Here is a 22,724-nt window from a genome sequence, read left to right as displayed (position 1 = left end):
GAGGCTTGGCGCTATTGGGGGTGGATGATCGCGCTCGACCCCATTCCGTACCCTATCGACCATGTCGCCTTGCGCGGTGCCGCGGAGGACGTGGCGCTGATCGACAAGGCCGGGACGATGACCTTTGCCGAGCTTGAGACACGCGTGGCCGAGTTGGCGGGGTGGCTTGCGGGCAGGGGTCTTGCGGCGGGCGATCGGGTAGCGACGTGGTTGCCGAAGACGCGCACTGCCTGCCTGATGCCGCTGGCGGCGGCGCGCGCTGCGCTGGTGCATGTGCCGGTCAATCCGTTGCTGCGGCGGGCGCAGGTCGCGCATATTCTGGGCGATAGTGGCGCTCGGTTGCTGGTGACTCAGGGGTCGCGGGCCGGGACGCTGGAGAGTGACGATGTTCCGGACGGGTGCGTTGTTGTAGAAGAGAGCGACCTTCTTCCGTTCCCCCGCGAAGGCGGGGGCCAGGGTTACAAAGCGCAACGCCCGTGACTCCTGGGCCCCCGCCTTCGTGGGGGAACGGCGAGAAGATGGGGCCTTCGGATGCCGATTCCGACAGCCTCGCCGCGATTCTCTACACATCGGGGTCCACCGGCCGGCCAAAGGGTGTGATGCTCAGCCATGCCAACCTGTGGCTTGGCGCGGTCTCGGTCGCACATTTTCTGAAGCTGGAGCCGTACGACCGCGTGCTCGGCGTGCTCCCGCTGTCGTTCGACTATGGCCAGAACCAGCTCTTCTCGACCTGGATCGCAGGCGCTTCGGTGGCGCCCCTCGACTATCTGGTCGCGCGCGACGTCGTGAAGGCGGTCGAGCGGGTCGAGGCGACGACGCTCGCCGGGGTGCCCCCGCTGTGGGTGCAATTGCTCGAAGCGGAATGGCCGGCAGAGACCGCGGCGCGGTTGAAGCGGCTGACCAACTCGGGAGGCGCATTGACGCCGCGGCTGGTGCGCGGGCTTCGCGAGCGGTTTCCGGCTGCCGACGTGTACGCGATGTATGGGCTCACCGAGGCGTTCCGGTCGACCTATCTCGATCCTGCGCTGATCGATTCTAAGCCGGATGCGATGGGGCGGGCGATTCCGTTTGCCGAGGTTTCGGTGGTGAAGCCCGACGGAACGCGCGCCGCGCCGGGCGAGGCCGGGGAGCTGGTGCATTCGGGGCCGCTCGTTGCGCACGGCTATTGGCAGGACCCTGAGCGGACGGCGCAGCGGTTTCGCCCTGCGCCGGACGGCGAGGGCATGGCGGTGTGGTCGGGGGATACCGTGGTCGAGGGCGAGGACGGGCTGTTGCGGTTCGTCGGGCGCGATGACGAGATGATCAAGAGTGCGGGGAACCGGATCAGCCCGCTCGAGGTCGAGGAGGCGGTTCTGGCCGGCGGCGAGGCGCGCGAGGCGGTTGCGGTCGGCGTGGCGGACGAGCGGTTGGGGCAGGCGATCGCGGTAATGCTGGCGGGCGATGCGGCTGGGGAGGCGGGTTTGCGCACGCGACTGCGGACCACGCTGCCGAGTTTCATGCAGCCCGGTCTGTATCTCTGGCGGGATGAACTACCGCGCAATGCCAATGGGAAGCTGGACAGGTCTGCCATCGCGTCGGAGGTAAGAGCATGTTCCGTCGCTAACGCGGGGGGCCAGTCTGGCGCCCCGTCTTCGCTGGGGAACAAGGAGGGGCGCGCATCATGAAACCGATGGGTGCTCTTCCCCGGAGTTTGCGCGGCAAGACGGTGCGTTAAAGATCGGCGGCCGGTCGGCTGACGATTGGGTCGCGCAGGCCGGCGACACGCCGCTGTTCGTCTACGACATGGCGATCATCGCCGCCCGAATCGCCCGGTTCCGAGCGGCGATGCCGGCGATCGATCTGCATTATGCGATCAAGGCGAACCCGCATGCCGATTTGCTGACCGCGATTGCGCCGCTGGTCGATGGGCTCGACGTCGCCTCGTCGGGCGAACTCGCCAAGGCGCTGGTCGTCAAACCTGCCGCGTCGATCAGCTTTGCCGGCCCCGGCAAGCGCGACGACGAGCTCTCGGCCGCGATCACCGCCGGCGCGACGCTCAACGTCGAATCGGAGGGCGAGGCAGCACGGGCATTCGCGATCGGCGATCGGCTCGGGCGGACGCCGCGGATGGCAGTGCGCGTGAACCCCGATATCGAACTGCGCGGCTCGGGGATGCGGATGGGTGGTCGCGCGTCGCCGTTCGGGGTCGACGCGGTGCGCGCGTCGGCCTTGGTCAAGGCGATCATCGCAGCGGGAGCGGACTGGCGCGGCTTCCACATCTACGCCGGCAGCCAGGCACTCGATCCGGCTGCGATCATCGAGACGCAGGTCGCGACGATCGCGCTCGCCGCGCGCTTGGCGGATGAGGTCGGCGTCGCACCACCGCTCGTCAATCTGGGCGGTGGCTTCGGCGTGCCGTATTTCGCGGGCGACGTGGCACTCGATGTCGAGCGCATCGGCGAGGCGCTGGCCGAAGCGCTCGCATCGCGCCCGGCGATCCTCGACGGAACCCGGTTCGCGATCGAACTTGGCCGCTGGCTCGTCGCCGAAGCGGGCGTCTACCTCACTCGGGTCGTCGACGTTAAGCAGAGCCAGGGTGAGACCTTCGTCATCGTCGATGGCGGACTCAACCACCAGCTCGCCGCCAGCGGCAATTTCGGCACCGTCGTCCGCCGCAATTACCCGATCGCGGCCACCGCGCGGATGGGCGAGGTCCCGACCGAAACCGTCTCCGTCGTCGGCCCGCTCTGCACCCCGCTCGACCGCCTCGGCGACAAGATCGGTCTTCCGCGAGCCGAGGTTGGCGATCTGATCGCGATCTTCATGGCCGGTGCCTATGGCGCCAGCGCCAGTCCTGTCGCGTTCCTCGGGCATCCACCGGCCATCGAGATCGTTACTGGTCCATAACCCCGACTGCCGACGTCGCGGGCGTGCATGGTTACGGGGCGCTCCTAACGCTATCTTCACCTGTTCCTTGCATAGCCGAGGCTGAGTTTAGCCGTTCGCCGGATGTCCGGTGGCCGGTGTGGCGCCAGGAGAAAAGTGCCCATGCGTTCCGGATCCGTTTCTAAGACAGTGATGACCATCGGCCTCGCCGCAACCACGCTGAGTGCGTGCGCGACGACGTCGACGCGTCCCGCATTGCCGCCCGCGCCGTTCGTTGCGAACCAGGAGTTGCCGGGCGAGGAATATGTCATCGGGCCGCTCGATCAGCTCAACATCTTCGTCTGGCGCAATCCCGAACTGTCGTCGAAGGTCCAGGTCCGTCCCGACGGTCGGATCACGACCCCGTTGATCAACGATATGCCCGCCGTTGGCAAGACGCCTGCGATGCTCAGCGACGACATCAAGAAGGCACTCGGGTCCTATATCAAGGACCCGATCGTATCGGTGATCGTCGAGAATTTCAGCGGGACCTATAGCCAACAGGTCCGCATCGTCGGCGCGACCGAAAAGCCTGCCTCGATCCCCTATCGCGCCAACATGACGTTGCTCGACGCGATGATCGCGGTGGGTGGCCTCAGCCAATATGCCGCAGGGAACAAGGCGCGGCTGGTGCGGTACGATCGCACCACAGGCAAGCAGACCGAGTTCGCGTTGCAGATCGGCAATCTGCTCAAGAAGGGCGATTCGTCGGCGAACGTTCAGCTCGAGCCAGGCGACGTGATCATCATTCCCGAATCGATGTTCTGAGGCACGCCCAGATGAACGGGATCTATGACGAGGTGCGCATCGCACTCCACACGATCTGGACGCGGCGTTGGCTGGCGCTCGCGGTAGCCTGGGGCGTGTGCGTGCTCGGCTGGCTGATCGTGTCGCAGATCCCGAGCCGTTACGAATCGACTGCGCGCGTGTTCGTCCAGATGCAGACGATCCTGCCCGCGGGAATGGATGGCGTACCGCAGACCGTGCCGATGACCGTCGACACGATCCGCACCACGCTGATCTCCGCGGTGAACCTCGAAAAGGTCGTCCGTGGCACCGATCTGGCGAACACCGTGTCGAGCGACCGCGACGTCGCGGACCGGGTTGCGAGCCTGGCGCCGAACATCAAGATCCTGTCGCAGCAGGATAACGTCTTTCAGATTACGACCAGCGCCTCCAGTCCCAAGCTCGCACGCCAGATCACGCAGAAGCTGATCGACCTGTTCGTCGAACAGAATCTCGCCGGCGATCGCTCCAAGACGTCGCAGAGCCTGACGTTTCTGGACCAGCAACTCGCGGCGCGTCAGAAGCAGCTCGCGGATGCCGAGGCCAAGCGCGCGGATTTTCAGAATCGCTATCTTGGTAGCCTGCCGGGGACCGGGTCTGTCAGCGACCGGATCAGTGCCGCGCGCTCGCAGATGTCTCAGGTCGATGGCGATCTGGCCGCGGCGCAATCGAGCCTGTCGGCAGTGCAGGGGCAGATGGCGGGAACCCCGGCGACCGTGCCGGGTGCAGGCGGTATCGCAGGTGCAGCGGGTCCTGCGCGTGCCCGTCTTCAGGCGATCCAGGGCCAGCTCGCCGACGCCCGTGCGCGCGGCTATACTGAAAATCATCCCGACGTCATTGCGCTCAGGAGCCAGCTTGCGGCGGCAACGGCGGCCGCGCGCAGCGAACCTCTTTCGGGCGGCAGCGGCGCGGGTAGTGCGCAGAACCCGCTTTACGCCTCGCTCCAGTCGATGGTCGCGGATCGTACGGCGACGGTGGCGTCGTTGCGGATGCGCCGCAGCCAGTTGCAGGGCGATCTCGACCTGCTGAACTCGAAGCTGACCGGCGATCCCGAAGTCGCCGCCGAGCAAGGCGCGATCGATCGCGATTATCAGGTACTCAAGGATCAGTATGATGCGCTGCTGAAACAGCGCGAGCAGACCGCGATCATCGGCCAGGCGCAGTCGCAGAGCGATCATGTGAAGTTCAGCGTGATCGACCCGCCGACGATGCCGAGCACGCCGAGCGCACCCAACCGTATGCTGCTGCTGACGGGCGTTTTGGTGGCGGGGCTGGCCGCCGGGATCGGTGCGGCGTTTGCGATGGGCCAGTTGCGCGCGACGTTCGCGACCAGCAACCGACTTGAGAATGTGGCGGGGATGCCGGTCATCGGCTCGATCAGCGAAGTCGTTACGCGCGTGCAATCGAATCATCGCCGCCGTAGGTACAAGATGTTCCTGGGCGGCACCGCTGCATTGGGTGCCGCCTATGTGCTGCTGCTGGGGGTCGAGATTCTCCAGCGCGGTTTGGCGGCCTGAAGGGTATGACCGTGACGAAACCTGATCGCGAACCCTCGCTGCTTGAGCGCGCAGCCAAAGTGTATGACTTCAACGCACACGCGCGTGCTCGCAACATTGGGGCGGACGCGCCGATTACGCCCGAGCCAGCTGAAGTGCCAGCGGCTGTAGCGCCCGTCGTTGAACCTGCAGCGCCTGTTGTTAAACCAGATGTTGCGGCGCGTCCGCTCGATGTCACCGAGTCCACATTCCTGGCGATCCCCGAGGCGCTCCGCGCGCCGGTCGGCGATGAATTTGCCGACGACGTCTATTACCCGGAGGAGCCGGACGACACTGCGCGGATCGACCGCGGGATGTTGGCGGCGAATGGCATGATCGTGCCCGGCGCTCCGGTTGGCCCGTTGGCCGAGGAGTTCCGCCTGATCAAGCGCCAGTTGCTGATCGCCAGCGCGCGCATCGCCGAGAGCGACAGCCCCGACAAGGCGCGGATGATTCTTGTCTGTTCGGCCCGGCCCGAAGACGGCAAGACGTTCTGCGCAATCAACCTTGCGCTTTCGATTGCGGCCGAGCGCGATACCGAAGTGCTGCTCGTCGATGCCGATGTCGCCAAGCCGGACATCGTCAATCAACTCGGGTTGGCGGATAGTCCCGGTTTGCTCGATGCGCTCGGCGATGCGCGGATCGACGTCGAGGATCTCGTGATCCATACCGACGTGCCGCATCTAGCGATCCTGCCGGCCGGCACGAAAACGGCGATGGATACCGAGCTGCTTGCCAGCGCGCGTACCCGGGCGGTGATCACGCGGCTGCTCGCCGCCAATCCACGCCGGATCATCATCATCGATTCGCCGCCCGCACTCGCCGCCTCGGCAGCCTCGGTGCTGGCGATGCGCGTCGGGCAGGTAATGCTGGTCGTCCGCGCCGATCGCACCCCCGAGAGCGAGCTCCGTGCTGCGGTCAATATCCTCGACGGATGCGAGCATATTCAGCTCGTTCTCAACGCTGTATCGTTCGTTCAAGGCGGCGCGCGGTTCGGCAGTTACTACGGTCAGGACAATGTCCAATGATGCGTCACGCAACTCGCAGCCTCGCATGGGCCGGCGGTGCGGTGACGCTCGCAGCGCTTGCCATGCCAGCCGCCGCGCAGGACACGCGCCGGGTCACCATCACGCCGTATATCGAGGCAAGCCAGATCCTCGACGCCGATCTGAGCGGCGGCGACACGCTGACCTATACCAGTCTCGCGGCGGGCATCGACGCAGCGATCGCCACGCCGCGTGTGGCTGGGCAAGTCAGCTATCGCTATGAGCGCCGGTTCGCATGGAACGGCGATGTCGGCGATAATGACATCCATTCGGGTCTCGCGCGCGTCGACGCGAAGCTGAACCGCAACCTGACGATCGAAGCGGGTGGCATCGCCACGCGCACCCGGTCGGATATCCGCGGTGCGGCGCCTGGCTTGCTCGTCGGCAATGTCGACAACGTCGCGCAACTGTACGCCGTCTATGCGGGCCCCAGTTTTACGGGCACCGCCGGCCCCGTCACGTTCAACGCCAATTACCGGCTAGGCTATACCAAGGTCGAGACGCCGACCTTCGCCGATACGAGCATCGGGAGCCAGCGGCTCGACTATTACGACGATCTCGATCGGTCATACGGCGACCGCCAATGCCTCCGTGGCGCCCGGTATGATCGCGCCGTTCGGCGTCACGCTGAGCGGCGCCTATGACCGTGAAACCGCCAGTCAGCTCAAGCAGCGCTACGAAGGCTATTACGGTCGTGGCGACGTGCTCCAACCGATCTCTCCCTACGTCGCGTTGACCGCGGGGGTCGGTTACGAGAAGATCGAGACGAGTCAGAAGGATGCGTTGGTCGACGCGACCGGCGCGCCTGTTCTCGACAAGGATGGTCGGTTCGTGACCAATGCCGCATCCCCGCGGCGGATCGCATACCGGACCGACGGCATCTATTACGATGCGGGCGTGGTCTGGCGGCCAAACCGCCGTACGTCGGTCGAGGGGCATGTCGGCAAGCGCTATGGCTCACTCAGCTATACCGGTACCGCCACCTATCAGGCATCGCAGTCGGTCGGTCTTGCGGTCAACGTCTATGACGGCGTCCAGACCTTTGGTCGCCAGCTCCGCACGGGCCTGAGCAATCTCCCGACCAGCTTCGTCTCGGGCCAGCAACAGGGCTTTGGCCAGCAGTTCAACGGGTGTGTGTTCGGCTCCAGCGGCGCGCAGCCGGGGGCGTGCCTCGACGACGTTTTCCAGTCGATCTCGACGTCGAGCTACCGCGCCCGCGGGATCGACGGCGTGCTTATCGCGACGCGTGGCCGGTCGACCTGGGGCGCAGGCTTGGGCTATGCCAGCCGCAAGCTCTATGCGCCAAGACTCTCGCCGGGCATCGTCGTCAGCGGTCTCGACGACCAGAGCTATTACGGGCAGCTCTTCTACGCGCGGTCGTTGACCCCGGTATCGGGCATCAACGCCGATCTGTTCGCGAATTACTATGACAGTGGCGTCGAGGATAGCACCGGCGACAGCAACGTTTGGTCCTATGGAGGCACCGGCACCTATTATCACAATTTCGGACGACTCGGCACCACCGCGTCGCTCGGACTTTACAGCTTCAAGGTCGGTGACCTCGACAGCGACTGGTCGGCGCAGGCGCTGATCGGTGCGCGTTATCAGTTCTGAAGGCGAGAGCAGATGTACGACGAACATTACGGACTGACCGGTCGGCCCTTCCAGCTTACCCCTGATCCCAAATTCTGGTTCGAGACCGCCACGCACCGGAAAGCGATGGCGTATCTCGGCTATGGTCTGGCGCAGGGCGAGGGCTTCATCGTCATCACCGGCGATATCGGCGCGGGCAAGACGACGCTGGTCGGTCACCTGATGGACACGATCGACCACCAGCGGCTGAACGCGATCAAGCTGGTATCGACCGCGATTGAGGCGGACGACTTGCTGCGGATCGTCGCGACCGAATTGCACGTCGATCCGGCGGGGCTGACCAAGGCCGAACTGCTGACCGCGATCGAGCGTGGGCTCCATGCGGTCGCACGCACCGGCAAGCGTACGCTGCTGATCGTCGACGAGGCGCAGGCGTTGCCCGTGTCAGCGCTCGAAGAGCTGCGGATGCTGTCGAACTTCCAGGCAGGCGGGCATGCGCTGTTGCAGATCGTCCTGCTCGGCCAGCCCGAGTTCCGCGATCGGCTGCACGGGTCGGAGCGGCTCGAACAGCTCCGCCAGCGCGTGATCGCGATCCATCATCTCGATCCGATGGAGGAGAGCGAAGTCTCGGACTATCTCGCGCATCGTCTGTCCGTCGTTGGCTGGACCGGCAATCCGGACTTTACCGACGATGCGTTCGCGGCGTTTTACGCAGGGTCGGCGGGTGTGCCCCGTCGCCTCAACCTGCTGGCGGGCCGCGTGATGCTGTATGCCGCACTAGAGAATCTTACGGTCATCGATGCCGCGGTGGTGCGGTCGGTGCAACGCGATCTCGAGGGCGATCTCCCGACACTGGCCACCGATACGGGGAAGGGCGCTGTTGCCGCGGTCGCCCCCGCCGAGTCGACCGCACAGCCTGCGCCGACCGTCGAAGCACCGCGTACCGATCCGGCAACCGAAGACCGCATCGCTGCGCTGGAGGCACGGGTGGAGCTGCAGGACAAGGCGTTGCGACGCGTCCTTACCTTGCTGGTCGATTGGGTCGAGAGCGATACGGATAAGCCGGAGTACGCGCCGATCCGTGGTGTCGCCGCCTGGCACGACGCGGCATAATATGTCAGTTCTCAATGGCATGTCGGTCGATGTTGAGGACTGGTTCCAGGTCGGCGCCTTCGAGAAGGTGATCGACAAGGCCGACTGGGACTCGCTCCAGCCGCGTGTCGAGGCGAACACCGACGCCGTCCTTGCGCTGTTCGCCGAGCGCGACACGAAGGCGACGTTCTTCACGCTCGGCTGGGTCGCGCATCGCTACCCCGCGCTGATCCGCCGGATCGTCGATGCGGGGCACGAGATCGCAAGCCATGGCTGGGATCACCAGCGTGTTTTTACGATGACGCCCGACGTGTTCCGCGCCGACCTGGTTCGTGCCCGAACCGCGATCGAGGACGCGGCGGGGACGAAGGTTACCGGTTACCGCGCGCCGAGCTTCTCGATCGACCAGCGCACGCCGTGGGCGCACGTCGAACTGGCGGAGGCGGGCTACACCTATTCTTCTAGCGTCGCGCCGGTGAAGCACGATCATTATGGCTGGCTCGACGCCCCGCGCTATGGGTTCAAGCCGCTCGCGGACAATGCGCTGATCGAGGTGCCGGTGACGGTCGCCAGGTTCGGAGAGCGCAAGCTCGCCACCGGCGGCGGGTTCTTCCGCCTGCTCCCCGCAGCGATCACCGACTTCGCAGTGCGTCAGGTCAACCGCGAAGATCGCCCGGCGATGTTCTATTTCCACCCCTGGGAGATCGATCCGGCGCAACCGCGAGTCGATGCGGCACCGATGCGCTCGAAGATCCGTCATTATTCGCGGCTGGGCGCGATGGCTGGGAAATTGCGCGGGTTGCTCGGCCGTCACGACTGGGGCCGCGTCGACGCGGTCGTCGCGCGCGAAGCGGCCCGACTGGCGTGACCGCGCCGATGCCCGTGGGCGTGCGCGAGGCGGACCTTCGCGATCCGGTCGAGTGTGCCAGGATCGCCGCTTTCGTAGCGATGACTAAGGGCGCCACGCCATTTCACCTGCCCGCGTGGAGCCAAGCGGTCCAGGACGGATGTGGGCAACGCGCGCGCTACCTGCTCGCCGAGCATCCCAGCGGGGCGATCGCCGGCGTCCTCCCGCTGTCCGAAATGCGCTCACCGCTGTTCGGCCGCGCACTGGTGTCGACCGGGTTCGGCGTCGATGGCGGCATTTTGGGGACGTCGATCGAACCACTCGCAGCGGGGGCTTGGAACCTTGCGCTGAGGACTGGCTGCCCCTCGGTCGAACTGCGCGGCGGTCCCGCACCGGAGGGTTGGACGAGCGACGACACCAGCTATCTCGGTTTCGCGCGGGATCTGGCGGCGGACGACGACGCCGAACTGCTGGCGATCCCGCGGAAGCAGCGTGCAGAAGTGCGTCGTTCGCTTGGGTTCGACCTTGAGATCGTTACCGGCACCGACCGGAAACTGCTCGCCGAGCACTACCGGGTTTATGCCGAGTCGGTTCGAAACCTTGGCACACCGGTGTTTCCCGCCAGGCTTTTTCGCAGCGTTGCCAGTATGATGGATGCGGATGTTCTGACCATACGACATGAGGGCAGGGCGGTCGCCAGCGTTCTCAGCCTGTATTTCAACGGCACCGTCTATCCGTATTGGGGTGGCGGGACCGACGCCGCGCGCGGGCTTCGTGCCAACGACCGGATGTATTTCGCGCTGATGGCGCACGCCCGCGCGAGGGGGTGCACGCGGTTCGACTTCGGGCGTTCCAAGGCCGGCACCGGCGCGGCGGCGTTCAAGAAGAACTGGGGCTTCACGCCCGAGCCACGGCTTTATGCCAAGCGCAGCAGCGGCCCGGCGCGCGAGGTGAACCCGCTCAACCCCAAATATGCGCTGATGGTAAAGACGTGGAAGCGCCTCCCGCTATGGGCCGCGACCGCCGCAGGACCGTGGATTTCCCGAGGCCTGGGGTGAGCCTGCTCTTCCTCGCGCACCGCGTGCCGTTCCCGCCCGATCGCGGCGACAAGATCCGCAGCTTCCACATTCTCCAGTATCTGACGCAGCGGACGCCCGTGCATCTGGTTGCGTTCGCCGACGATGAAGCCGACTTCGATCCGCCGGCTGCGTTCACCGACCTGCTCGCGAGTTGCACGATCGTGCTGCGGACGAAGTCGCAGAAGCGCGCCGCGATCGAAGCGCTGGCCATGGGCAAGCCGGTATCGCTGACCGCCTTCGCGAGCGCGGCGATGCAAGCTGCCGTCGATCGCGTCCTGCCTGAAGTCACGAGCACCTACTGCTTCTCGGGCCAGATGGCGCAGTATTTGCCGGTCGGCGGGCCGCCGGTCGTCATGGATTTCGTCGACGTCGATTCCGCGAAGTTCGCCGGATTTGCCGAAGACACGCGCGGCCCGATGCGCTGGATGATGCGCCGCGAAGCCCGTCTACTCGGTGCATTCGAGCACGATGTTGCGGCCCGCGCTTCCGCCAGCCTGTTCGTCAGCGAGGCCGAGGCTGCGCTGTTCCGCGCAGGCGGTGCGGCGGGGCGGATATTGGCTGTCGAGAACGGCATCGATTCGGTGAAGTTCGATCCGGCTGCGGACTTTGCAAACGTCGAGAGTAAGTACCCCCCGGCGAAGGCCGGGGCCCAATTGGAGAGGTTGCAGTAACGGGGGATGGTCCTTTGCCATCGATATCCCCCAATTGGACCCCGGCCTTCGCCGGGGTGGATGGTGCGGGTGATTCGAATGGTTCCCCCCTCATCGTCTTCACCGGACAGATGGACTACCGCCCCAACATCGACGCGGTGACGTGGTTCGCCCACGACATCCTCCCGCTGATCCGCAAACGCCACCCCGCGCATTTCGCGATCGTCGGTCGGGCGCCAACCGCTGCGGTGCAAGCATTGGCGAGCGAGCACGTCACCGTCACCGGTGCGGTCGACGACGTCCGCGGCTGGCTCGCGGCCGCCGCCGTCTGCGTCGCGCCGTTGAAACTCGCGCGCGGCATCCAGAACAAGGTGCTCGAAGCGATGGCGATGGCGCGCCCTGTGGTCGCATCCACGGCAGCGGCGGAAGGTATCGACCACGCCGACACGATCCGCGTCGCGGACACCGCGCAGGACTTCGCCGACCGCATAGCCGCGCTGATCGAAACGCCTGGGACCGCCGCCGCGCTAGGCCAAGCCGCCCGCGCACAGGTCATCCGTCGGTACGGCTGGGACGCGCGGCTTGCTCCGCTCGACGCGCTACTGGGCCTCGCCCCTTGACCGCACGGCGCCGCCACGGCCTCGCGCTCGCGCTGGTGGCGGCGCTGATCCTGCTGACGTTCCGCAGCGATGTCGTCGATCTCGCGCATATCTGGTGGACGAGCACCACCTTCGGGCACTGCCTCTTCATCGGCCCGGTGATCGCCTGGCTAGTCTGGCAACGCCGCATCGAACTCGGCGAGCTCACGCCGACGGGGTGGTGGCCCGGCTTGGCCCTGGTCGCGGCTGGAGGACTTGGCTGGCTAATGGGCGATGCCGCGTCGGTCGGCTTCGCACGCCAATTGGGCCTCGTGATGATGCTGCAAGGCGCAGTCGTGACGATCCTCGGCCCCAATGTCGCGCGCGGCCTGCTGTTCCCGCTCGCCTACGCCGTCTTCCTGGTGCCGTTCGGCGAAGGACTGGAACCGCCGTTGCAGGCGGTGACGGTCGCGATCGTCATGCCGCTGCTCCATCTCGTCGGCGTGCCCGCGGTCGTCGACGGCGTGCTGATCCACGCCGGACGCTATTATTTCGAGGTCGCCGAGGCTTGCTCGGGCGCCAAGTTCGTCATCGCTATGGTCGCGTTCGGGATGCTCGTCGCCAATGTGTGCTTTGTGTCGTGGCGCTGCCGCGTGGTCTTTCTCGGCGTTTCGGTAGTCGTGCCAACGATAGCCAACGGGTTTCGCGCATTCGGGACGATCTGGGCGGCAGACCTGACCTCGGTCGAGGCGGCGACCGGGCTGGACCACATCATCTACGGCTGGGTCTTTTTCGGCTTGGTGATGGTGGGGGTGCTCGCGATTGGCTGGCGCTGGTTCGATCGTGCGCCCGACGATCCCGCGTTCGATCCGGCAACCCTCCAGACGCCGCCTCGCCACCGCACCGATTTCGCCATCGCCGCTGCGTTGACCCTGGCGACGGTCGCGCTGTTCCCCGCCTGGAGTGCGGTTGTCGCCAGCCGGGCGCAACAGCTGCCCGCGCATATCGACCTGCCCGAAATCCCCGGCTGGCACCGCGTGCGCGTCAGCACGCGCGCGCCGTGGACCCCTATTATCCCGGCGCGGACCACTATCTGTTCGGCCGCTATGCCGATGCCTCGGGCGCGACCGTCGACATGAGCATCGCAGTCTTTGGCAGCCAGCATGAAGGCAAGGAGCTGATCGCGTTCGGCACCGGGGTGCTACGGCAGGAGGATCGCTGGGTACGCGTCGCGGACCTTCCCGCAATCGCCGGCGGCAGCGTCATGCGGATCACCGCGCCGGGCCCCGTGGAGCGGATCGTCGCGACGTGGTACCGGGTGGGCGACGCAACGACGAACGATGAGACGCTGGTGAAGATCGAGACGATGAAGGCGCGGCTGTTCGGCGGTCCGCAACGCGCGGTGGCGATCCACCTCTCGGTCGAGGGTGCGGATCCGCGTCCGATCGTCCGGTTTCTTGGCGCGCTCGGACCGCTCGGTCGGGTTGCCGATCACGCCGCAGGGATGCGCTGAATGTGCGGCATCGCCGGGATCTTCCATCCGGGCACACCCAAGCCGGTCGAGCCCAACCGCATCCTCGCGATGATCGCGGCGCAGGCGCATCGCGGACCCGATGGCGACGGCATCTGGACTGCGCCCGGCGTCGGTCTCGGCCATCGCCGCCTGTCGATCATCGACCTCGAAGGCTCGCCGCAGCCGATGTCGGACGGCACGCTGACAATCACCTACAATGGCGAAGTTTATAATTTCGCCGAGCTCCGCACCGAACTGACCGCGAAGGGCGCGCGCTTCCGGACCGAGGGCGATACCGAAGTTCTGCTTCACGCCTGGCGCGCGTGGGGACCGTCGATGCTCGACCGGCTGAACGGCATGTTTGCGTTCGCGATCCACGATTCGGCCGCGCACACGCTGTTCCTCGCGCGCGACCGGATGGGCGTGAAGCCGCTCCACTACGTCGAACTCGCGGACGGTTCGCTCGCCTTCGCGTCGGAGCTGAAGGGCCTGCTCGCCCACCCGCAGCTCCGCCGCGTCCCCGATCTGAGCGCCGTCGAGGATTACCTCGCGCTGGGCTACGTCCCCGATGATTCCTGCATCGTCGCCGGTGTCAAGAAGCTGGCGGCGGGGCATTTCCTGCTGGTCGAGCGCGGTCGCGCGGTGCCGCAACCGCGTAAATGGTGGGACATCGATTTCTCCAACCGCGCGACCGGCTCCGCCAAAGCGCTTGGTGAAGAACTGGTCGACCGGATGCGCGCGGGCGTACGCTCGCGGATGGTCGCCGACGTGCCGCTCGGCGCGTTTCTGTCGGGCGGAGTGGACAGCTCCGCGGTGGTCGCGCTGATGGCCGAGGCGAGCCCCAAGGCGGTCCGCACCTGCACGATCGGGTTCGACGAAGCGGGCCATGACGAGCGCAGCTTCGCCACCACCGTCGCGCGTCGTTTCGCCACCGATCACCGCGAACGCGTCGTCCAGTCGGGCGATTTCGGGCTGATCGACACGCTGGTCGCGAGTTTCGACGAACCCTTTGCCGATGCCTCTGCGCTCGCAACCTATCGGGTCTGCGCGCTGGCGCGGGAGAACGTGACCGTCGCGCTATCCGGAGACGGCGCCGATGAAGGGCTCGCCGGCTATCGTCGCTACAAGTTCCAGGCAGCGGAAGAGCGCATTCGCGGATTGCTCCCCGAGCATCTTCGGCAGGACGTGTTCGGCACGCTCGGCCGCTGGTATCCGAAGGCCGATTGGGCACCGCGACCGCTCCGCGCGAAATCGACCTTGCTCGCGCTCGCGAGGGGCGGCGGCGAGGCGTATGCGCGGTCGGTCGGCGTAACCACGCCCGAACTGCGCGCGGACCTCTTCAACCCGAGCGCGCGCGCCGCCCTCCAGGGTCATCGCGCCGAAGACCGCTACGTCGCGACGATGACGAACGCGCCCGGCCGCGATGCGATCGACCGCGCGCAATATGCCGACATCAAACACTGGCTGCCCGGCGACATCCTGACCAAAATCGACCGCACGAGCATGGCGGTAGGTCTCGAAGCGCGCGAGCCGTTGCTCGACCACCGTCTGATCGAGTTCTGCGCGACGCTGCCCGCCAACATGCGGCTGCGGCACGGCGAGGGCAAATGGCTGATGAAGAAGGCGATGGAGCCGTATCTCCCGCGCGAGATCCTGTATCGGCAAAAGATGGGCTTCGTGACGCCGATCAGTGCGTGGTTCCGCGAAGGGCTGGCGGGCGAGGCGTCGGCGCTGGCCAGGTCGCGGACGCTGGGCGAGACGGGATGGTTCGACATGGCGACGATCGCGCGGATCGCGGATGAACACAGAATGGGGCGCGCCGAGCATGGCCGAACGCTCTGGCAGTTCGTGATGCTGGAGCGATCAATGAAACGGATGTTCGGCTAGGCGTTCAGTGGAGCTTGCCGCCGTCACCGACTTGAGCCCGCGCGATCAGTTCGTCGAGTGCAGCTTCGTCGAGCCGACCGGCAGTGCGCAGGGCAGCTTCGGGGTCATCGAGATTACCGTTCCGTCCGGCCCATCGATGATAACCTCGCCATGCTCATGGAAAACGTCACGGGGTTGGGCGTGCGGACGGGTCATCGCGCTTCTCCTGTTATTCGGGATCAACGCCGCACCAACGGGATGGGTCCGAACTGCTGACTCAACGCTCAGGACGCGACCAGTTCGCCCATCCAGCGGTCGAACAACTGCGGCCACAGCGATCCGGGCGAGCGTGGTGACAGGCGCGCACCGAAGCCGTGGCCGCCATGCTGGAGAAAGTGCGCCTCCGCCGGGATACCGGCGCGACGCGCTGCAGCAAGCGTGTCGACGCTGTTGGCGACGGGGACGGTGGCGTCGTCCTCGGCATGGACGAGGAACAGCGGCGGGTCGCCGGCCTTCAGTTGCCGGTCGACTGCATAGCGCGCCTGGACCGCTGGTAATGGATCGGGCCCGAGCAGGTTGGCGCGCGACCCGCCATGGCTTCGGCCGGGATCCATGTTCGAGACCGCGTACATGAGCCCCGCCCAGGCGGGGCGCGCCGAGTGACGATCGGCGGCGTCGACCGGGCGATAGGCCTTGAACTCGTGCAGGACCGTCAGCGAGCCGGCGAGATGCCCGCCTGCCGAGAAGCCGAGCACGCCGAGCTTCTCCGCCCTGATCCCGTAGAGGCGGGCATTGGCACGGATCAGCCGCATCGCCCGCTGCGCGTCGGCGAGCGGCACGTCGGCGCGGTCGGCCCAGCCTTCGCCCGGCAGCCGATAGCTGAGCACGAACGCGGTGATCCCGAACGCATTCAGCACGCGCGCGACGTCGATGCCTTCGTTGCGCAGCGATGTGATCGAATAGCCGCCACCGGGCACGATCAGCACCGCGCGGCCATCGGGACGCACAGGACGGAACACGCCGATCTCGGGACGCACCACGCCGCGCATCTGAAAATCACGATAACCATCGGGATAGCGCGGCATGCGCGGTTGCGGGACCGGCAACGGGTTTGGCGCGCCTGGCGGGATGCCCGGCCACAGTGCGAACCGCTCGGCGGGGGCCAGATCGGTAGGTCCGTCGCACGCGGCTGGCCAGCGGTGAACTGCGCACCGCTCCGCGCGAATGCGGCGGGCGCCAGGCCGGCGGCAATAGGAAGGCTGAGGAGCGAACGGCGATCGAAAGTCATCTGGCAATTCTAGACGATCCCTGCACGCTCGGGGAGGGGAGCATGACGCGATCGGTAATTATTCCGGGCGAAAAGCCATCAGAAGACCGCGAGCGCCGCGTGCAACGTGAGTGCCACGAGCATTACGCTCGACAGCATGAAGAAGACGAACCGGTCGCGGACTCGGTTGCTGGTCGCCTGGACCACGCTGTGCACGATCCGCAGGCCGACATAGGCCCAGGCTATCCAGCTGTTGATCCCGTTGCCCGTGCCGCTGAGCGCCAGCACGGTGCGTACCGCATAGAACAGCGTCGGCTGCTCCATCAGATGATTGTGATTATGCGCCTTCCACTGCACCTGCGGAGGCAGCGATCGATCCGCGTCGGACCCCTTGGTGCCGACGAGCTTGCCCATGTCGACGCCAGCCGCCTTCATCGCCGGCAACCGCGTCGCAAGCGTCCAGCCCAGCATCACGAGCGTCCACGCGATGAGCACGACCATCGGTCGCAGGATCTCGCTGTGCATGAAAAAGCCTCCCCGGTTATCCGGAGGAGGCTGCATCAATTGCCCGGAGGGGGCAACGGTATCTCTAATCCTCCCCCGCTAGGGGGAGGTGTCGCGAAGCGACGGAGGGGGAGGCGGCGATAACGTCGGTTCCGTGTCCTCCCCCTCCGTCAGGCAAGCGCCTGCCACCTCCCCTTGCGGGGGAGGATCGCAGACTCAGGCCTTGTCGAAGCTCGCGCCCCACTTGCGGACCGGACGGTCCTTCCAAAGCCCACGATGATACGCATCCGACGCCAGCAGCGGCATGACCGAACCCGCTTCCGCGAACACCATCTGCTCGATCCCCGTGTTCACCTTGCCCCACGACGCCGCTTCCTGCAGCGTCGACGACGAGCACGCACCGTCGCGGACGTCGGCGACGGTGATCTGCACCGCGTACTTGTGAACCTGGACGTCGTCGTGACCGAGGATCTCGGCGCAGACGACGGTGTCCTGGATAAAGTTCTTCGGCACGCCGCCGCCGATCATCAGCAGGCCGGTGGTGCCAGCCTTGATCTTGATCTCGGTGAGCTCGCGGAAATCGGCGATCGCGTCGAGGACCATGTACGGCTTGCCGGCCTTCACCGCGTCGACCTGGTGCTTGACCAAACCGAAGCCGGCCGACGAATCGACGAACGCCGGGCAGAAGATCGGCACGTCATGCTCATAGGCGAGCTTGACGAGGCTGTTCTCCTTCTTGCCGTGCTCGACGAGATACTTGCCCATCTCGCGAATGAACTCGCGGCTCGAATAGGCGCGTGGCTCGAGCGTCTCGGCGATCTCGAAGATCGTGTGGTCGACGTGCTGGAGCTCTTCCTCGTCGATATAGGTGTCGTAGATCCGGTCGATCATCAGCGAGCGCAGCACGTCGTCGTGCGGTACTTCGAGCGCCTGATAATGCTTGTGGCCGAGGCCCTCGAAGAAATCCATGTCGACGATCGTCGCGCCGGTCGCGACGATGCCGTCGATCATGTTGTTGCGCAGCAGCTCGGCATACAGGTCCATGCAACCGCCGGCGCTCGTCGAGCCCGCGATCACGAGGAAGATCGTGCAGTCCTTGTCGGCCAGCATCTGGTTGTAGATGTCGGTCGCACGGCCGAGATCGCGGCTGGTGAACGACATCTTCTTCATCGCGTCGACGATCGGCCGCGCGTCGAAGCTGGTGATGTCGATATGCTCGACGGTGGTCGAAAGGAGTTCCGCCTTGCGCTGCGCGTCGATGCGGGTGTCTTCGGTCATAACATGCTCCATAAATCCCCCTTCCGCTTGCGGGAGGGGTTAGGGAGGGACTGAAATATCCGCGAACGCCACGCTCGCGAACAAGCCCTCCCCGACCCCTCCCGTGAACGGGAGGGGAGGAAGAAGGGCGCGGTACTAGAAGTTGGTTACAGCTTGACGACGTTCGACGCGAGATCCTGGAAGCGTTCGTCATACAGCGAGACCATCGGCTCGTCCGTCACGATCACCGTCTCGTCCGATCCGAACCCGTTGAACGCGGTCCGCATCGCCGAGCCATACGCGCCGAGCATGCCGATCTCGATATAATCGCCGGCCTGCGTGTCCGCCGGCAGCATGAACGGGCCGACCATATAGTCCATGTCGTCGCACGTCGGACCATAGAAGCTGAACTCCATGTCCTTGGCACGACTGTCCGGCTCGCGGAGCAGCTCGGTCGGGAAACGCCAGCCGATATGCGCCGCATCGAACAGCGCGCCATACGCACCGTCGTTGATGTACAGCTCGGTCCCGCGACGCTTTTCGACGCGCACGATGATCGACGAATATTCCGCGCACAGCGCCCGGCCCGGCTCGCACCACAGCTCCGACGAATAGCTGACCGGCAGCGATTCGAACGCACGGTGGATTGTCTCGAAGAAATGCTCGAGCGGCGGGGGTTCCATGCCGGGATACGAGGACGGGAAGCCGCCGCCGACGTCGATGACGTCGACCGTGACCGCCGCCTCGACGATCGCCGCACGGACGCGCTCCATCGCGTTCGAATAGGCCTCCGGGGTCATCGCCTGCGAGCCGACATGGAAGCAGATGCCGAGTGCGTCCGCTGCCTGGCGAGCCGCGAACAGCAGCTCCTTGGCTTCGTGCGGCGCTGCACCGAACTTCGACGCCAGCGACAGCTTCGAATGCTCGGAAGACACGCGCAACCGAACGCAGAGCGTCAAATCGGTGGCGGCTTTCGTAGCGCGAACGACCTTGTCGAGCTCTTCCAGGCTGTCGAGGCTGAAGGTGCGGACGCCGTGCGTGAAATACGCCTCGGCGATCGCTTCCTCGGCCTTCACGGGGTGCATGAAGCACAGCGTAGCCTCGGGAAGAGTCCGTGCGACCAGGCGCACTTCGGCAATCGACGCCACGTCGTAATGCGTGATGCCATTGTCCCACAGGATCTGCAGGAGTTCGGGAGACGGGTTCGCCTTCACCGCATACATCGAGCGACCCGGGAACTTCTCGACGAAGAACCGAGCGGCGCGCGCAGCAGCGTGCGGACGAACGAGCGTGACCGGGTTTACCGGGCGCCCTTTAGCGATGTCGATGCCGCTCCCGATGCGGGAGGTGTCGGCGGTCGAATGGGCTTTCGCTAACCCCAGCGCGATATGATGCTTGACCAATTCAAGGGACCTCCAATGTCCTGAGACAAATTACGAAAACACTGCCTTGCGGTTGGAAGTCCCATGGGGCAGCGGAAGGGCGATCTACGGTCGCTTGCCCCCCATGTAAATAGGGTTGGCCGCATAGGAGCCAGTGTGTGACGATTTTGCGACAGCCGACGCGGGCGGGGGTACGGGACGCCGCGGAAAAGATTGCGCGGATACTCCCGCCGACGCCGTTGTTTATCAGTGAAATCAAGGGTGTACCGGTCGCGTTCAAGGCTGAATCGTTGCAACCAATCGGCGCGTTCAAGATCTCGCGGCGCGTGGCATCGGCTCACCGCATTGGACGACGCCGCACGGAAAAAGGTGTCGTCGCCTTCTCGTCGGGCAATCACGCGCAGGGCGTGGCCTGGGCGGCGAAACGGCTAGGCATGGCAGCGACGATCGTGATGCCCTCGGATGCGCCTCGGCTGAAGCGCAGAATCGACTTTGGCATTGGGCGCCGAGGTCGTGACCTACGACCGCGCCACCGAAAGCCGCGAGGCAATCGCTGCCGGATTGGCGGAAGCACGGGGTGCGACACTGGTGCCGAGCTTCGACGATCCGTGGATCATCGAGGGGCAGGGCAGCGCGGGCATCGAGGCGGCCGCACAGATGGCGGCAATGGGCTTGGGCGTGCCCAGCCGCGTCGTGATCCCCTGCGGCGGTGGCGGCCTGTCGGCAGGCATCGCGCTGGCCTTGAAGGACAGCGCGATCACCGTCGTCGAGCCCGAAGGCTGGGACGACATGCGCCGCTCCCTTGAGGCTTCATGGATCGAACCCGTCGGCCCCAACCCGCCCCCGACCGCCTGCGATTCGCTCCAGACGTTGCGCGTGTCGCCGCTGACGTTCGACGTGTTGTCGCGCCGGGACGCGACTGGCGTTGCAGTCAACGAATCCGAGATCGCTACGGCGCAGCGCTGGGCTGCGGAGAAATTGCGACTGGTGATCGAGCCGGGCGGTGCGGTCGGGTTGGCGGCGGTGCTGGCCGGCAAGGTAAAGCTCGAATCCGGACTTCTCGTCATCCTGTCCGGCGGCAATGTCGACCTGGCCGCTTATGCGAAGGCGATTGCCGGCTGATTAAGCGGGGGCAAAGTCTTCACCGCCGGTTTCGCGCAGCCATAGGCCTGCTTGTAACTCCGGTTCCAGCACGCGACGAAGCCGTCGAGGATGTTGAGGTTCATCGGCCAGGCATAGGCGCGTGGCTTGCCGTCGGGACCGACCGGAGCATAGCCGGCGGGGCGGGGAAGTGCGGCGAGCTTGGCGCGCGCGGTGTCCAATGCGGGGAGGTCGCGGCGGAGAAACGCGATGCTGCCGTCGACATACAGGTTCCAACCGAACCCCGCATCCTCTTCAGCCGGTTTGCGTGCCGCCTCGAACAAGGCGATCGCCCGCGTCGTCTGCCCCGCGTTCGCGCGCAACTGACCTTCATGCCATTGCAGCAGCCCGGCGGTGCGTAGGTTGGCGGGATGAGCCGCGCGCCACTCGGCGATCAGATCGGCAGCCTGCGCGTCGCAACCGGCATTGGCGAGCGTGCGCCAGCCGCCCGTCATCGTCTGATCGAACGCGCGTTCGTCGAGCGCCATCATCGATGGCTTGTCGTACCGGCAATCGGCTGGGGTCGGTGTCTGCGCGGCGATCATCGCGAAAAAGACGAGCATGAAACCTCCGACTATCCGATCGAAGTCGTAAGGCTATTGCTGCGGGTGACGTGAAGTCAACGCGCTTCAATCCGGCAGCGGGGTGGCGTAACGAGCGGCATGAACGCCGCCCTTACCAGCATCGCCGCCGCCGCACCCGCCATCGCCATGCTGGGCATGTTCGCCTGCCTGATCGGCGGGATCGCGCTGATCGTGAAGAAGCGCGATACGAACAAGGGCGTGTTGATGCTGGTAATGGCCGCGGTTTTGCTAGCCAACGTGGCGATCTGGACACTCTGACTCCCTCGCCCCTCCGGGGAGAGGGAAGGGGCCCGCCGCGCTTGCGGTGGGAAGGGAGAGGGGAGTTGGGGAGAGCGTATCGATCCCCAACTCCCCTTCATCCGACGCTGCCGCGCCACCTTCTCCCCGCGGGGAGAAGGACAGAATCACCGGATCGGCGAGTTCGGGTCCAACCGCATATCCAGATACTTGTCCACGCTGCCCATCAACTCCGGCATCTCATGCTCGAAGAAGTGGTTCGCTTTCGGGATGGTATCATGGTGGATCGTGATGTGCTTCTGCGTCCGCAGCTTGTCGACCAGCTTCTGAGTAGCCCCCGGCGTCGCCACCTCGTCGGCCTCGCCCTGGATGATGATCCCGCTCGACGGACACGGCGCCAGGAACGTGAAGTCGTACAAATTCGCCGGCGGTGCCACCGAGATGAACCCGCGGATCTCCGGCCGGCGCATCAGCAGCTGCATGCCGATCCACGCGCCGAAGCTGACACCCGCGATCCACGTCGTCTGCGCTTCGGGGTGGAAGCTCTGCACCCAGTCGAGCGCGCTCGCCGCATCGGAAAGCTCGCCGACGCCGTTGTCGAACACGCCCTGGCTCTTCCCGACGCCGCGGAAGTTGAACCGCAACGTCGCGAAGCCACGCCGCTGGAAGGTCTTGTAGAGCTGCTGCACGATCGCGTTGTTCATCGTGCCACCGGCCGACGGATGCGGATGCAGGATCATCGCGACAGGTGCGCGCGGACGCGGCCCCGGCGCAAAACGACCTTCGAGACGGCCTTCGGGACCGGGGAAAATGACTTCTGGCATAGGCACTCGCGAGCTGGGATACGCACTCGGGTGGAGTGCC

The 22,724-nt window shown here is 65.8% G+C and carries 20 protein-coding genes and 4 pseudogenes; 17 read left to right on the top strand and 7 right to left on the bottom strand.

The window, feature by feature from the left end; translation table 11 throughout:
* Positions 1 to 24: 24 nt before the first annotated feature.
* From QP164_RS08300 to QP164_RS08230, 14 genes and pseudogenes are all read left to right on the top strand, one after another.
* Positions 25 to 1,583: pseudogene (locus tag QP164_RS08300) on the top strand (acyl-CoA ligase (AMP-forming), exosortase A system-associated); the annotation flags it as partial.
* Between the two features lie 77 nt (positions 1,584 to 1,660).
* Positions 1,661 to 2,886 (top strand): annotated as a pseudogene (locus QP164_RS08295) (pyridoxal-dependent decarboxylase, exosortase A system-associated).
* A gap of 141 nt (positions 2,887 to 3,027) precedes the next feature.
* Positions 3,028 to 3,672: an XrtA/PEP-CTERM system exopolysaccharide export protein gene (locus tag QP164_RS08290; RefSeq protein WP_132740128.1), complete on the top strand. Its 645-nt coding sequence runs from the start codon at positions 3,028 to 3,030 to the stop codon at positions 3,670 to 3,672.
* 11 nt (positions 3,673 to 3,683) lie between these two features.
* On the top strand, positions 3,684 to 5,207 hold the full coding sequence (locus QP164_RS08285) for an XrtA system polysaccharide chain length determinant (RefSeq protein WP_333922837.1): 1,524 nt from the start codon (positions 3,684 to 3,686) through the stop codon (positions 5,205 to 5,207).
* 5 nt (positions 5,208 to 5,212) lie between these two features.
* A complete protein-coding gene (locus QP164_RS08280; protein ID WP_132896824.1) occupies positions 5,213 to 6,253 on the top strand; it encodes an AAA family ATPase in 1,041 nt (346 codons plus the stop codon).
* Positions 6,253 to 6,915 carry a hypothetical protein gene (locus QP164_RS08275; protein ID WP_333922836.1) on the top strand — a complete coding sequence of 221 codons (663 nt, stop codon included), beginning with the start codon at positions 6,253 to 6,255 and terminating at the stop codon, positions 6,913 to 6,915. Before QP164_RS08280 ends, QP164_RS08275 begins: the two co-directional genes overlap by 1 nt.
* Entirely contained in the window at positions 6,875 to 7,885 is a 1,011-nt protein-coding gene (locus QP164_RS08270; protein WP_333922835.1) for a hypothetical protein, read from the top strand. Before QP164_RS08275 ends, QP164_RS08270 begins: the two co-directional genes overlap by 41 nt.
* 12 nt (positions 7,886 to 7,897) lie before the next feature.
* Positions 7,898 to 8,977: an ExeA family protein gene (locus tag QP164_RS08265; RefSeq protein ID WP_333922834.1), complete on the top strand. Its 1,080-nt coding sequence runs from the start codon at positions 7,898 to 7,900 to the stop codon at positions 8,975 to 8,977.
* Position 8,978: 1 nt separating this feature from the next.
* Complete coding sequence (locus QP164_RS08260) at positions 8,979 to 9,824, top strand: XrtA system polysaccharide deacetylase (RefSeq protein WP_333922833.1); 846 nt, start codon at positions 8,979 to 8,981, stop codon at positions 9,822 to 9,824.
* The gene (locus QP164_RS08255) at positions 9,821 to 10,861 is read left to right on the top strand and encodes a FemAB family XrtA/PEP-CTERM system-associated protein (RefSeq protein ID WP_333922832.1); all 1,041 of its coding nucleotides are present in this window, start codon (positions 9,821 to 9,823) and stop codon (positions 10,859 to 10,861) included. The genes QP164_RS08260 and QP164_RS08255 overlap by 4 nt, the downstream gene beginning before the upstream one ends.
* Positions 10,858 to 12,152 (top strand): annotated as a pseudogene (locus QP164_RS19835) (glycosyltransferase). Before QP164_RS08255 ends, QP164_RS19835 begins: the two are co-directional and overlap by 4 nt.
* On the top strand, positions 12,149 to 13,249 hold the full coding sequence (gene xrtA / locus QP164_RS08240) for an exosortase A (protein WP_333922830.1): 1,101 nt from the start codon (positions 12,149 to 12,151) through the stop codon (positions 13,247 to 13,249). Before QP164_RS19835 ends, xrtA begins: the two are co-directional and overlap by 4 nt.
* Positions 13,171 to 13,623 carry an exosortase C-terminal domain/associated protein EpsI gene (locus tag QP164_RS08235; protein WP_333922829.1) on the top strand — a complete coding sequence of 151 codons (453 nt, stop codon included), beginning with the start codon at positions 13,171 to 13,173 and terminating at the stop codon, positions 13,621 to 13,623. Before xrtA ends, QP164_RS08235 begins: the two co-directional genes overlap by 79 nt.
* Positions 13,624 to 15,510, top strand: coding sequence for an XrtA/PEP-CTERM system amidotransferase (locus QP164_RS08230; RefSeq protein WP_333922828.1), 1,887 nt, complete (start codon positions 13,624 to 13,626; stop codon positions 15,508 to 15,510). It begins immediately after the preceding gene.
* Between the two features lie 45 nt (positions 15,511 to 15,555).
* On the opposite strand, the gene QP164_RS08225 is transcribed toward QP164_RS08230, so the two are convergent.
* The 5 genes from QP164_RS08225 to QP164_RS08205 form a co-directional block, all read right to left on the bottom strand.
* The gene (locus tag QP164_RS08225; RefSeq protein WP_333922827.1) at positions 15,556 to 15,705 is read right to left on the bottom strand and encodes a hypothetical protein; all 150 of its coding nucleotides are present in this window, start codon (positions 15,703 to 15,705) and stop codon (positions 15,556 to 15,558) included.
* A 68-nt stretch (positions 15,706 to 15,773) separates the two neighbouring features.
* Positions 15,774 to 16,574: an alpha/beta hydrolase gene (locus tag QP164_RS08220; protein ID WP_333922826.1), complete on the bottom strand. Its 801-nt coding sequence runs from the start codon at positions 16,572 to 16,574 to the stop codon at positions 15,774 to 15,776.
* A 281-nt stretch (positions 16,575 to 16,855) separates the two neighbouring features.
* Positions 16,856 to 17,281, bottom strand: coding sequence for an MAPEG family protein (locus tag QP164_RS08215; RefSeq protein ID WP_333922825.1), 426 nt, complete (start codon positions 17,279 to 17,281; stop codon positions 16,856 to 16,858).
* A gap of 195 nt (positions 17,282 to 17,476) precedes the next feature.
* Positions 17,477 to 18,538: a 1,9-bis(guanidino)-5-aza-nonane synthase gene (locus QP164_RS08210; RefSeq protein WP_056048328.1), complete on the bottom strand. Its 1,062-nt coding sequence runs from the start codon at positions 18,536 to 18,538 to the stop codon at positions 17,477 to 17,479.
* 146 nt (positions 18,539 to 18,684) lie between these two features.
* Positions 18,685 to 19,920, bottom strand: coding sequence for a type III PLP-dependent enzyme (locus tag QP164_RS08205; protein ID WP_333922824.1), 1,236 nt, complete (start codon positions 19,918 to 19,920; stop codon positions 18,685 to 18,687).
* A 137-nt stretch (positions 19,921 to 20,057) separates the two neighbouring features.
* On the opposite strand from QP164_RS08205, the pseudogene QP164_RS08200 reads away from it, so the two are divergent.
* Positions 20,058 to 20,324: pseudogene (locus tag QP164_RS08200) on the top strand (pyridoxal-phosphate dependent enzyme); the annotation flags it as partial.
* An 88-nt stretch (positions 20,325 to 20,412) separates the two neighbouring features.
* Positions 20,413 to 21,021, top strand: coding sequence for a threonine ammonia-lyase (locus QP164_RS08195; RefSeq protein WP_333922823.1), 609 nt, complete (start codon positions 20,413 to 20,415; stop codon positions 21,019 to 21,021).
* Here the strand turns inward: QP164_RS08195 and QP164_RS08190 are convergent.
* A complete protein-coding gene (locus QP164_RS08190) occupies positions 20,997 to 21,602 on the bottom strand; it encodes a hypothetical protein (RefSeq protein WP_333922822.1) in 606 nt (201 codons plus the stop codon). The genes QP164_RS08195 and QP164_RS08190 overlap by 25 nt on opposite strands.
* 99 nt (positions 21,603 to 21,701) lie before the next feature.
* Between QP164_RS08190 and QP164_RS08185 the strand changes: the two genes are divergently transcribed.
* Positions 21,702 to 21,881 carry a hypothetical protein gene (locus QP164_RS08185; protein WP_333922821.1) on the top strand — a complete coding sequence of 60 codons (180 nt, stop codon included), beginning with the start codon at positions 21,702 to 21,704 and terminating at the stop codon, positions 21,879 to 21,881.
* 146 nt (positions 21,882 to 22,027) lie between these two features.
* Here QP164_RS08185 and QP164_RS08180 read toward each other — a convergent pair whose 3' ends face one another.
* Positions 22,028 to 22,684 (bottom strand): alpha/beta hydrolase, encoded by a 657-nt coding sequence (locus tag QP164_RS08180; protein ID WP_056048342.1) that lies wholly within the window; start codon positions 22,682 to 22,684, stop codon positions 22,028 to 22,030.
* Positions 22,685 to 22,724: the final 40 nt, after the last annotated feature.

The organism is Sphingomonas sp. LR59 (assembly GCF_036855945.1).
Taxonomy (GTDB): domain Bacteria; phylum Pseudomonadota; class Alphaproteobacteria; order Sphingomonadales; family Sphingomonadaceae; genus Sphingomonas.
Note: the sequence above shows the minus strand (reverse complement) of the source record. Positions and strands in the feature narration are given on the sequence as shown.